Consider the following 12189-nt stretch of genomic DNA (forward strand, 5'->3'; position numbering starts at 1 on the left):
TGTACACGATGCCGAGCGCCGAATAGATGTTGGCGGCCCAGCCTTGTGCCCTGAAGCGAGCGGGAATCTGCTTGAGGAAAGGCAGATTCGGCGAAGTCTCGGAGAGGGTTTCCAGCACGCCTTGGGACTCAGCCATCGGCACCACGCCGTCATGCAATTGAACCAGGTCGTAGATCTGGTTGTTGAGCGCAAGCTTCATCTTGGTCACGCGCTCCACCGGGCTCGAGCTGCGATCCTGCACGACGCGCCAGCCAGTGGCTTTCTGGAATGGCGCGTCGACGTTCTCGGCCATCCCGTTGCCCCACAGCCCGCCCCAGGTCAGCAGCGTGAGCGAGCCGTTATCCGCGAATGCGGAGCGCGCGCCGAGGCCGGCCATCGACGTGACTGACAGAGCCGGTACCATTTTCAGCAAGGTTCTGCGTTTCATTCTTCTTTGCTCCTGATCGATCGTAAAAATTGTCTGCGTGAACGGCTGCAATTTCAGGCGACCGACTGGTACCGCAGCGGACGCGTCGCGAGGGCCTGCCGGACGATCCGCTCGACGTGAGCTCGCTCCTCGCCTGCCAGCGGCAGGCGGGGGCGGCGCACGTACTCGGTACCGACTCCGACGATTGCATCGATGAGTTTGAGGTTCTGCACCAGCTTGGTGGACACGTCGAGATGCAGCATCGGCGTCATCCAGCGGTACAGGGCCAGCGCTTCCTGATGGCGGCCGGCCTTCACCAGCTCGAAGAGGGCGACGGTTTCGCGCGGAAACGCGCAGCCGACCCCGGCGAGCAGGCCGTCGCAACCGATCGCGAGCCCTTCGTACGCGAGGTCGTCGACGCCCATGAAGATCTGATAGCGGTCGCCCAGCGCATTGCGCAGATCGGTCACGCGGCGCACGTCGCCGGTGCTTTCCTTGATCGCGACGAGCCATTCGCAGCTCGCCAGTTCGGCCAGATGCTGCGGCTGCAAGTCGACGCGGTATGCGACCGGGTTGTTGTAGATCAAGCAGGGCTTTTGCGCGGCCTCGGCCATCGTGCGCACATTGAGCATCGCCTCGCGCGCGTCGGCCACGTAGATCACCGAGGGCATCAGCATGAAGCCGGCGACGCCGAGCCTGTTGGCCCCGTCGATGTAGCGCAGCGCCTCGCGGGTGCTCGTTTCCGACACGTTGGCGAGCACCGGAATGCGCCCGTCCGCCGCCTCGAGCGCGATGCGCGCGACCTCGAGCTTTTCTTCCAGGGTGAGTGTGCTGGCTTCCCCGAGCGATCCGCAGGTGACGAGGCCGTGGATGCCGTTGCGGATCTGGAAGTCGATGTGACGCATCGTGCCTTCGGCGTCGATGCTTTCGTCAGCGTGGAACTTCGTGGTGATAGCCGGAAAAATGCCGGTCCAGCGAGTGGTGCTCGGAGTGGAACTCATGGAGACTCCCGACGTGGCTACAGCTAATATCCGGCAAATATATTTACGATATTTTTTGACAGGCATCGGTGAAAACCCTGGGCTTAGCCGATGCAGTCAGCATCAATCCACGGGGATGTTCTCGCGAAAGACCACCTGCAGCCGGGGCAGATAGCTCGGCTCGGTTTGCCCACGTACCGCGGATGCCAGCAGCCGAACGGCTTCGCGCGCCTCGACGCGGGGGTTTTGTTCGATGACGGCGTCCATGGTCCGATCGAGCAGGAATTGTCTGGATGCGCTGGTGAGGTCATGCCCGACGAACATGATCTGGCGTTGCAGACCCGCTTCCTGCAACGCGCGGCCAATCCCCGAGTTGCCCGCGCCGACGTTGTAGATGCCGGCGGGCGCACCCGTCTGCAGCAACTGCCGGGTCAGTTGGTAGCCGCGCGCGCGGTCGTCGCCGATTTCCAGCATGCGGCTGATCTTGATGTGCGGAAACTCTTCGCTGAGCAACGCGCGAAATCCCATCTCGCGCTCTTCGTGTCCGCGGTAGGCGAGCGAGCCCAGAAACACCGCGACTTCCTGGGGTGCGCCGTGCGGCAGGAAGCGCCCGAGCAGCCATGCCGCGAGGCGCCCGGCCGCACGGTTATCGATGCCTACATACGCGATGCGCGACGCTGTCGGGATGTCCGATACCAGCGTGCACACATGGACGCCGCTTGCCTGCAGCGCCGCGATCGCGTCGCGGACCTGCGGATGATCGAGCCCGACGAGCCCGACCGCGTCGGTGTTGCCCTTGAGTTGATGCAACTGCGCGGCGAGCTTTTCGGCGTTGAACCCTTCGACCAGATGCAACTGCGCGTGGACCTCGGGCCGGCATTGCGCTTCGGCCAGCAGATGTTCGCGCAGCAACGACATGAAGCTGTTGTCGCCCGCGGGTAGAACGAAGCTCAGGCGAATCGCGCCCGGGTTGGCTTCGCCGCGATGACCCAGCTTGCGCGCGATGGTCAGCACATGGTCGCGCGTATGACTGCGTACGCCGTCGCGTCCGTTCAGAACACGGTCGACGGTGGCGGTCGACACTCCCGCGGTTTCGGCAATGGTGGTGATGGTGGCTCGGCTCATCGGTTGATTCGATTGACTTACTGAACGGAAGATGGAATCAACTCTATCACATCATTTTGATTTGATTCCATCAAGGTGATGTGGTTTTGTGGTTAAACATCCGATGCAACTTATTTTGCGGAAATTTAACAGACACTGCCTCTGGAAAGCCTTTTCGCCCGCTAATGGCCGCCGGATAAGCCGCGAATGCCCGCCGATTTGATGTCAATACGGTAAACCGATCATGCAAGTTGATGTGATTTGTTTATAAAAAAGATGTGATAGTTTCACCAGAGAAAATCAGGAACAGCGCAGTACTCAGGTGGTTCGAGCGGTGCGGCATGCACCGGCCCATACCAGCAGGAGACGAGCATGTCCGTAACCGGGCTTCAACCCGATGCCCCCGTGCGCGAGCGCGGCTACACCATTGGCTGCATCGGCGCCGGCATGATCATGGCGGAGTGCCATCTGGCCGCCTATCGAGAAGCGGGCTTCAACGTCGCGGCCATTGCGTCGCGCACGCCAGCGCGGGCGCAGGCGGTCGCGCAGCGATGGTCGATCGGGCGCGTGCACGACACCCCGGGCGCGTTGATCGCCGATCCCGAAGTGCAGATCGTCGACATCGCGTTCCCACCCGACCAGCAACCCGCGCTGATCCGCGCCGCGCTCGCGGCGCCTCACATCAAGGCGGTACTCGCTCAAAAGCCTCTCGCACTGTCGTTGACCGAAGCAGTGGCGTTGCGCGATGAAGCACGCCGAGCCGGCAAGCTGTTATCGGTCAACCAGAACATGCGCTACGACCAGTCGATGCGTGTGCTCAAGCAACTGCTCGATCAACGCGCGCTGGGCGAACCGGTGCTCGCGCAGATCGACATGCATGCGATCCCCCATTGGCAGGGCTTCCTCGAAGGCTATGACCGGCTCACGCTGTCCAACATGAGCGTGCATCACCTCGATGTGCTGCGTCATCTGTTCGGCGAGCCTGATGAAGTGACCAGCGTGGTTCGCACCGACCCGCGCACGCGCTTCGCGCATGAAGACGGCATCGTCGGCACGACGCTGCGATTCGGCTCGGGCCTACTCGCATTCTCGCTGGAAGACGTGTGGGCCGGCCCGAAACATGACGGCTTCGCGGACGATCAGTACATCCATTGGCGCGTGGAGGGGACCGAGGGCGTCGCCAAAGGCACGATCGGCTGGCCGCATGGCAAGCCTTCGACGCTGAGCTATGCATCGCAGAAGATGACTGACGGCCAGTGGGTCACGCCCGAGTGGTCGACGATGTGGTTTCCACACGCGTTCGTCGGCGTGATGGAGCAGTTGCAGTACGCGTTGGCGAGCGGCACCGAGCCTGCACTGACGGTCGCCGACAACGTCAGGACGATGGCGTTGGTGGAGGCAGCGTATCGCTCCGCAGCCGAGCGCCGCACCGTGCGCATGGCCGAAATTCCGCTTCACGACTAAGGGCTTCGCCCCGCGTCGATCCTGTGCGCGAGTTCAGTTCCAGGCAGGCCAACGGGCGCCCATGCAAGGGCCGCCCGGCTTATTCCAAGGAGACAGAGCATGATTCAACCCGGTATCTTCTCAGGCTATTTTCCGTACGACCTCGACACCGCGGCAGGCAAGATTCGCGCGCACGGCTTCAACACGGTGCAACTCGATCTGCACTTCAAGGACATGGATCTCGGCCGCGGCCAGATCACGCAGGACAAATGCGAGCGCATCCGCAACACGTTCCGCGATCACAATCTGCCGGTCTCGTGCATCTCCGGCTATACGAACATCGTGCATCCGGATCCGGCGGAACGGCAGCGGCGCAATGGCTACCTGAAGGAGATCATCGCGCATGCGCAGTATCTGGGCTCGCCGTATGTGATCTCGGAAACCGGCACGTTCGCGACCGAAAGCGACTGGGTCCATCATCCGGATAACAAGACCGAGGAAGGTTGGGAGCAATGCCGCGCCGTCGTTCAGGAACTTTCGCAACACGCTTATGACCATGGCGCGGTGTTTCTGCTCGAAACCTATGTGAACAACGTGGTCGGGTCGGTCGAGGAAACGCTGCGCATGTTCGACGAAGTCAATCACCCGGGGCTCGGTTTGCTGATGGACCCGACCAATTACTTCGAAGATCACAACATCGATCAGATGGACAAGACGCTCAACCAGGTGTTCGATGCGCTGTCCGACAAGATCCATATTGCTCACGCGAAGGACGTCAAGCGCGCCGGCGGCGACAAGTCGGAAAAGCACTCGGATATCGGCGACGCCGATGCCGCCGAGAGCCACACGTTCCGCGGTGTCGGTGAAATCGAGTTGCCCGCGCCGGGGCTCGGTGCGTTGAACTACGACCTGTACTTGCAGCGTCTTGCGAAGCGCCACCCGAATATCCCGATCATCATCGAGCACCTGACCGAAGACGACGTGCCGCGCGCGAAGGCATTTCTCGACGGCAAGCTGCGCGCCAACGGCGTCTAAGTTTCGGTTTGCGTTTCTGCGAAACGCGCCGACGTTTTTGCCAGGTTTCATTCGTCAACCCAACCGGCACCGCGAGTGCCGGTATCCGGAGTCAACGCACACATGGTGCAGCTATACGCGACGGAGATGAGCAGGCGGCAGATCGAAGCGCGCTGCGGACAACTCGCCCAGTTTGCCGGTGTGAGGCTGGTTACGCTGGAAGATGGACTCGAACGCGGGATCCGTCTGCTCGAATTTCGCAGCGGCACGGGGCTGCGCTTTACCGTGCTGGTCGATCGCGCGATGGATATCGCCGAGTGCGAGTTTCGCGGCTACGCGGTGGGCTGGCATTCGCCGGCCGGCTTTCGGCATCCCGGTTTGCACGAGTACGAAGGCGAGGGGGGGCTCGGCTGGTTGCGGTCGTTTTCGGGCTTGCTGGTTACCTGCGGACTCGACCACATCCTGTTCATGCACGATTCGCCGGCGGATAACTACGTGTATAAACCGCGCCAGAAAGTGCAGCACTCGATCCATGGGCGGGTAGCGACGATCCCCGCACGGCTCAACGGCTATGGCGAGCGTTGGGAAGGCGAGCGCTGCTTTCTGTGGGCCGAAGGCGTGGTCTCGCAGGGCACGGTGTTCGGCGAACATCTGGAATTGCACCGCCGTATCGAGATCGAGGCGGGCACCAACGACATCCAGTTGACCGATCGCGTAGTCAATCGCGGTTTCTATCGCACGCCGCACATGCTGTGTTACCACATGAACATCGGCTATCCGGTGCTCGACGACGGTTCGCGCTACCTCGCGCCGATTCAGGACGTCGTGTGGGCCGCGCATGCCGACTCGTACCGCGCGCAAGAGGTCGGCTATCAGCGGATGCCAGCGCCACAAACGGGTTTTCACGAGCAGGTGTGGCAGCACGAAATGAAGGCCGACGACGCGGGTCTCGTGCCCGTCGCGCTGGTCAACGACCGGCTGGGTATCGGCGTGGAGGTCACGACTCGCAAGGATCAGTTTCCGTGTCAATACCAGTGGCAAAACCTGCAGGCGGGCCAGTACGCGCTGGGGCTCGAACCGTCGACGAATCATGTGCTCGGCGAAGGCGGCGCGCGCGAGCGCGGCGAGTTGATCTGGCTTGAACACGGCGATGAACGCCACTACGACACACGCATTCGCATACTCGCCGGCGACGAAGAAATCGCCCGCAGTGAAGCGCGCATTCGCGCGGTCTCGCCGCAACCGCTCGACGACTATCCGCCACTGTCGGGCCGCTTCGTGCCGCTGAGCGGGCGCGATGGAAGCGAAGGGCAACGGGGGGCTGCATGAGCGAACGGCCGATGCAGTTTTCGTTGCGCGGCCGGCGCGTGTTGCTCACCGGAGCAGGCGGCGGCTTGGGGCACGGCGTGAGTCTCGCGTTGCTGCGCCAGGGCGCGCGCGTATTCGCGCTCGACCGCGATGCCGACTCGCTCGCCAGATTACGCGGCGCCGCCGAGTCCGCAGCCGCCGGGCAGATGCAAACGCTGCAAGTGGATCTCGCGGATGAGGCCGCGCTACAGCACACGCTGGATCGACTCACTGCCGATGCACCGCTCGACGTCGTGATCAACAACGCGGCCATTTATCCATCGCGGCCCTTCGACGCGTATTCGGATGACGAACGCGCGCGGGTTTATCGCGTGAATGTATCGGCCGCGCTGCAGGTCATCCGTGCCGCGCTGCCGGGCATGCGCGCGCAAGGTTGGGGCCGCATTATCAACATCACGTCGATCACGCTGTCGGGTGGCTGGGAGCACTTGCAGCCGTATGTCGAATCGAAAGGCGCGATGCTCGGCAATACGCGCGCGCTCGCGCGGGAATTCGGCGCGGCGGGCATCACCTGCAATGCGATTTCGCCCGGTGCATTCCCGACCGCCGCGGAGGCGATCCATCCGGACTTGCCGGGCTATGAGCGGATGGTGCTCGAACGCCAGTCGATCAAACGGCGCGGTCATGCGAACGACATCGCCGCCGCGATTATTTTTCTCGCCTCAGAGGAAGCCAGCTTTATCACCGGACAAACGCTCGCTGTCGATGGCGGCTGGGTCATGCACTAAAGGGTATCTACATGGGTATTTTGACGGGTTACAAGGTGCTCGATTGTTCGATCGCGATGGCCGGGCCGTTCGCCGCGCAGCGGCTTGGCGATCTCGGCGCCGACGTGGTGAAGATCGAGCCGACGGAAGGGGAGTGGCAGCGTCACGCGCCAGCCGGCGGCATCAAGGGCAACAAGATCAATGTGTCGTTCCTCTCGCTGAACCGCAACAAGCGCTCGCTGGCGGTCGATCTGAAAAGCGACGACGGACAGACGATCATGCGCCAGCTGGCCAGTCAGGCCGACGTGTTCATCCAGAACTACCGGCCGGGCGTCGCAAAGCGTCTGGGGGTCGACTATGAAAGCCTCGCACGAATCAATCCCCGGCTCATCTACGTGTCGATGTCCGGCTATGGCGAGGATGGTCCGTATGCGCGCAGGCCCGGCCAGGATCTGCTGTTGCAGGCGATGTCCGGGGCGATGCTGTCAACCGGTTGCGAAGGGGAGGCGCCGCGTGCCGCGGGCCAGTATCTGGTCGATGCGGTGACCGCGTATTGCGCGTTCGAGGGCGTACTCGCCGCGCTGCTGCATCGCGAGCGGACCGGCGAAGGGCAGAAGGTCGAAGTCAATATGCTCGACGCGATCACGACGCTGCAAATGCAGGAGCTGTCGGTTTTCACGGTCGGCGCGAAGCCACAGACGCGCAGCGCCGAACCACATGCGCACAGCTATATCCGCGCGCCGTATGGCACCTTCGCGACACGCGATGGCTATCTTGCGCTGGCGATGCCCGACATCAGCGCACTCGCGCGAGAACTGGAGCAGCCGGCGCTGCTCGACTACGCCGATGAAGCGGCCGGCTGGACCCGGCGTGATGAAATCTTTCGCCTCGTGCGCGAGGCGATGACTCAGCGCACCACGCAAGACTGGCTCGACCGGCTGGGCAGCGCGGGGATCTGGTGCAGTCCGGTCTATGGCTATGCCGAACTGGTCGCGGACCCGCAGATCGCGCATAACGGCACGTTCGTCGAATACGAGCATCCAACGGAAGGCCACGTGAAAACGCCGGGCTTTCCGATTCGCTTCAGCAAGAGTCCGGCCGAGATTCGGCGCGGTGCGCCGCTGGTGGGTCAGCACACCGCGGAGATTCTGCGCGAATACGGTTTCGATGCCGAGCAGATTGCGGCGTTCGAAGCGCATGGCGCGGTCGTCCGCGGGGAGCAGGCATGAGCCGGCGTTGGCGCGGGCTCACATGGGATCATCCGCGCGGCTATGCGGCGTTGCGGGCCGCCGCGGATCAATCGGAACTGATCGAATGGCACACGCATTCGCTGGAAGGGTTCGAGTCGGCGCCGATCGGGCGACTGTGCGAGCAATACGATCTGATCGTGCTCGATCATCCGCATCTTGGCGAAGCATTGGCGCAGAACTGTTTGCAGCCGCTCGATGCGCTGCTGCCGCGTGAAGCGCTTCAGCGCATCGAGCGAGACAGCGTCGGCCTGAGCTATGCGAGCTATCGGATGGCGGACCGTCAATGGGCATTGCCACTGGATGCGGCGACCCAGGTGATGGCACTGCGCGCCGATCTGCTCGCGCGCGCGGAGGCATCCGTTCCGCTGCGATGGGACGATGTGCTGGCGTTGTCGCGGCGCACCGGCCAGGTCGCGATGTCGCTCGCGGGGCCGCATGTGTTCCTGACGCTGCTATCGATCTGCGCGGCGCTCGACCCGCGGCTTGCGCTCGCCGATGGCGCACGCTGGCACGCACCGGACGTCGTGCTGCGCGCGTGCGAATTGCTGGCGGAATTGGCCTCGCTTAGCCCGGCCTCGGTGCGCGAGCAGAATCCGATCGGCTTGCTGCAGCATATGACGACCCACAACGACGTGATGCTGTGCCCGCTCGTCTATGGATACGTCAATTACACGCAGGTGCAACACGGTGTGCCGCTGGCGTTTCACGATGCACCGCGATTCGGCGCCGGGCCGCCGGGTTCGATTCTCGGCGGCACGGGAATCGCGGTCACGAGGCGTGCCAGGGTCGATGCGCCGTTGATCGACCACCTGCTGTGGCTGTTGAGCGAGACCGCGCAAAGCGGTTTTATCCCGCAGCATGCGGGGCAGCCCAGCCATGTCGAAAGCTGGCGCGACGCAGCCATCAACGCGGCCAGTGGCCGTTTTTACCTGAACACACTCGCGACCGTGCAGGCGGCGAGCCTGCGGCCGCGCAATGACGGGTTCATCGCGATGCAGGCCAACGCATCCGCGCTATTGCGTGAAGGATTGCTGGCCGGCGCATCGGCGGCGAGTCTGGCCGACCGTTTGAACGACCTGTGCCGTGCTCGCACATCGTGACTGGAGGAATGCTTCGTGACTTCGCTCGTTAATTTCGATGTTCGAGATCAGGTAGCCTGGATCGAATTGAACCGGCCGGAAAAGCTCAATGCGATGACGCCCGAGATGGCGGAGTTGCTGCTCGATGCGGTTCAATCCTGCAATCGCAGCGATGAAGTTCGCGTCGTCGTGCTGACTGGCGCGGGGCCGAAGTCGTTTTGCGCGGGCTCCGACATCACCGAACTCGATAGCTACGCGACCCCTTGGGACTTTCGCAACCGGCGCGACTACTGCGACCTGATTCGCGCGCTGAAGAAGCCCGCGATCGCTGCGATCAACGGCTATGCGTTCGGCGGCGGACTGGAAATGGCGCTCGCTTGCGACATCCGCATCGCATCGGATAACGCACGGCTCGCCGCGCCCGAAATCAAGCTCGGTTGGATCGGCGGCGGCGGGGTGACCGCACAGTTGCTGCATTCGGTCGGCGCATCGAGCGCGGCGCTGATGGTGATGACCGGCGAGCCGGTGTCCGCGCAACAGGCGATGAGCTGGGGACTGGTCAGTGAGGTCGTGCCCGCCGACACGCTGCGTGAGCGCACCGCGGCGATCGCAAGCGCGATTGCCGCGCGCGCGCCGATCGCCGCGGAAACCGCCAAGGTCAACTTGCGCGCGGCGATGAGCATGCCGCTGGAACAAGCGATCGCCTATGAGCGCGATCTTCAGACGATCTGCTTCGCCACCGCCGATGCGATGGAGGGAAGGAGAGCGTTTCAGGAAAAACGGGCCGCCGAATTCAAACGCCGGTGACAGCATTACTTACGCCACGCCGGCAATCCGGTGTTCGCGTTACCGTGCGCGCGCAGGTCCTACGCCGCGAGTTCGTGTTCGTAGAGCTTGCGCCCGAGATCGGCGAGCAGCGCGATACCCGGCTCAGCAGAAATTCCTGCTGCTGGTACGCAGCTCGCCCAGCAAATGCGTCATGTCGACCAGTCGCTGGGCCACCAGATGCCGCACGTTGCCCTGACACTGCCACGTGCCATACACGCCCAGCAATGCGGCGCCGAGCGCCTCTTTACGCTGCTTTTCGAGCAGGCTCGGCCAGATGATCACATTCACGTTGCCGGTTTCGTCTTCGATCGTCACGAACACCACGCCCTTCGCCGTGCCGGGCCGCTGGCGAACGGTCACCAGCCCGCAGCCGCGCGCGAGCCGGCCGTCGCGGTAGGTGTTCAGCGTTGCTGCCGGCTCCAGCCGGTTGGCCCGCAGCTGAGGCCGTAGCAACGCCAGCGGGTGCCGTCCGAGCGTCAGGCCAAACGCGCGGTAGTCCGCCACGATGTTCTGCGCCTCGCTCGGCGAGCCGAGTTCGGGCGTCTCATCCGAGACCGCCGCGGTGGCGAGCAAGTCCCTGTCGGGGACGGCCGCCACCGATTGCCACAGCGCTTCCCGGCGGTTGCCCGCTAACGAAGTCAGCGCGTTGGCTTCGGCGAGTATCTGCAGATCGTGCCGGTCGAGCTGCGCACGGCGGGCGAGATCGCTGACACTGGCAAACGGCCGGACCGCTCGCGCGTTCTCGATGCGCTCAGCGGCACCGTCCTTCATCCCGCGCAGCAGCGACAAACCCATTCGAACCTTCGCGCGTGTGGCGCCTGGACTGCGTTCCAGCGACGAGTCCCAGCCACTCACGGTGACGTCGACCGGCAGTACCTGCACGCCGTGCCGCTGCGCGTCCTGCACCAGTTGCGACGGCGAGTAAAAGCCCATTGGCTGGCTGTTGAGCATCGCCGCGAGAAACGCTTCCGGCTCGTGACACTTGAGCCAGCTGCTGGCATAGACGAGCAGCGCGAAGCTGGCCGCATGGCTCTCCGGAAACCCGTATTCGCCGAAGCCTTTGATCTGCTCGAAGATCGCTTCCGCGAAGGCCCGATCGTAGCCACGCTCCTGCATCCCGAGCACGATGCGATCGTAGTACTTGCCGAGACCGCCCTTACGCTTCCACGCGGCCATCGCGCGCCGCAACTGATCGGCTTCGCCGGCGGTGAAACCCGCTGCGAGCATCGCCACCTGCATCACCTGTTCCTGGAAAATCGGCACGCCCAGCGTGCGCCCCAGTGCGACCCTGAGCTCGTCGCTCGGATAGGTGACCGGCTCGAATCCCTGGCGCCGCTGCAGGTAGGGATGGACGGCGCCGCCCTGGATCGGGCCGGGCCGCACGATCGCCACTTCGATCACCAGATCGTAGAAGGTTCGGGGCTTCATGCGCGGCAACATGCTCATCTGCGCGCGCGATTCGATCTGGAACACACCAATGGTATCGGCCGCCGAAATCATGTCGTACGTGGCATGGTCCTCCGGGGGAATGTCCTGCATTTCAAAGCGTTCGCCGCGCTGTTCAGAAACGAGATCGAGCGTGCGACGGATGGCCGAGAGCATCCCGAGTGCGAGCACGTCGATCTTCAGCAGCCCCAGCGATTCGAGGTCGTCCTTGTCCCACTGAATGACCGAGCGGTCCGGCATCGATGCATTTTCGACCGGAACGAGGCGCGTGAGCTTGCCGCGGCTGATCACGAAGCCGCCCGAATGCTGCGACAGATGGCGCGGGAAGTTCAGCAACTGGGAGGCGAGCTTCGCCCACGCCTGGATCAATGGCTTTTGCGGATCGAGGCCGGACTCGGCGAAGCGCTTCAGCAGATCGGTGCTGGTATCGAACCAGTGGTGCGACTTGGCGACCGCATCGACGATCTGCGGGTCGACACCCAGTGCTTTGCCGGTCTCACGGAGCGCGCCCCGAGGCCGATAGGTCGACACCGCCGCCGCGATCGCCGCGCGGTCGCGGCCGTA

General features: G+C 63.6%; 11 protein-coding genes. 7 read left to right on the forward strand and 4 right to left on the reverse strand.

Annotated elements, in window-relative coordinates; translation table 11 throughout:
• From VGH68_RS18960 to VGH68_RS18970, 3 genes are all read right to left on the reverse strand, one after another.
• Window positions 1–427, reverse strand: a 427-nt coding sequence (locus VGH68_RS18960) for a hypothetical protein (RefSeq protein ID WP_414696964.1), incomplete at its 3' end; no start/stop codon positions are given.
• Between the two features lie 53 nt (window positions 428–480).
• Window positions 481–1407 carry a dihydrodipicolinate synthase family protein gene (locus tag VGH68_RS18965; protein ID WP_331605221.1) on the reverse strand — a complete coding sequence of 309 codons (927 nt, stop codon included), beginning with the start codon at window positions 1405–1407 and terminating at the stop codon, window positions 481–483.
• Window positions 1408–1509: 102 nt separating this feature from the next.
• Window positions 1510–2511, reverse strand: a complete 1002-nt coding sequence (locus VGH68_RS18970; protein ID WP_331605222.1) for a LacI family DNA-binding transcriptional regulator — start codon at window positions 2509–2511, stop codon at window positions 1510–1512.
• A gap of 351 nt (window positions 2512–2862) precedes the next feature.
• Here VGH68_RS18970 and VGH68_RS18975 point away from each other — a divergent pair, with 351 nt between their 5' ends.
• The 7 genes from VGH68_RS18975 to VGH68_RS19005 all read left to right on the forward strand — a co-directional run bounded on the left by VGH68_RS18975 (window position 2863) and on the right by VGH68_RS19005 (window position 10158).
• Complete coding sequence (locus tag VGH68_RS18975) at window positions 2863–3954, forward strand: Gfo/Idh/MocA family oxidoreductase (protein ID WP_331605223.1); 1092 nt, start codon at window positions 2863–2865, stop codon at window positions 3952–3954.
• Window positions 3955–4053: 99 nt separating this feature from the next.
• Window positions 4054–4968: a sugar phosphate isomerase/epimerase gene (locus tag VGH68_RS18980; RefSeq protein WP_331605224.1), complete on the forward strand. Its 915-nt coding sequence runs from the start codon at window positions 4054–4056 to the stop codon at window positions 4966–4968.
• 102 nt (window positions 4969–5070) lie between these two features.
• Window positions 5071–6276: an aldose 1-epimerase family protein gene (locus tag VGH68_RS18985; RefSeq protein WP_331605225.1), complete on the forward strand. Its 1206-nt coding sequence runs from the start codon at window positions 5071–5073 to the stop codon at window positions 6274–6276.
• Window positions 6273–7043: an SDR family NAD(P)-dependent oxidoreductase gene (locus VGH68_RS18990; RefSeq protein WP_331605226.1), complete on the forward strand. Its 771-nt coding sequence runs from the start codon at window positions 6273–6275 to the stop codon at window positions 7041–7043. Before VGH68_RS18985 ends, VGH68_RS18990 begins: the two co-directional genes overlap by 4 nt.
• A gap of 11 nt (window positions 7044–7054) precedes the next feature.
• Window positions 7055–8251, forward strand: coding sequence for a CoA transferase (locus VGH68_RS18995; RefSeq protein ID WP_331605227.1), 1197 nt, complete (start codon window positions 7055–7057; stop codon window positions 8249–8251).
• Window positions 8248–9372, forward strand: coding sequence for a hypothetical protein (locus VGH68_RS19000; protein ID WP_331605228.1), 1125 nt, complete (start codon window positions 8248–8250; stop codon window positions 9370–9372). Before VGH68_RS18995 ends, VGH68_RS19000 begins: the two co-directional genes overlap by 4 nt.
• Before the next feature lie 15 nt (window positions 9373–9387).
• Window positions 9388–10158 (forward strand): enoyl-CoA hydratase/isomerase family protein, encoded by a 771-nt coding sequence (locus tag VGH68_RS19005; protein ID WP_331605229.1) that lies wholly within the window; start codon window positions 9388–9390, stop codon window positions 10156–10158.
• Window positions 10159–10281: 123 nt separating this feature from the next.
• Here the strand turns inward: VGH68_RS19005 and VGH68_RS19010 are convergent.
• The coding region (locus tag VGH68_RS19010; RefSeq protein WP_331605230.1) for an error-prone DNA polymerase at window positions 10282–12189 on the reverse strand (1908 nt) is incomplete at its 5' end.

The sequence above is a fragment of the Paraburkholderia sp. genome (assembly GCF_036488505.1).
Lineage (GTDB): Bacteria > Pseudomonadota > Gammaproteobacteria > Burkholderiales > Burkholderiaceae > Paraburkholderia.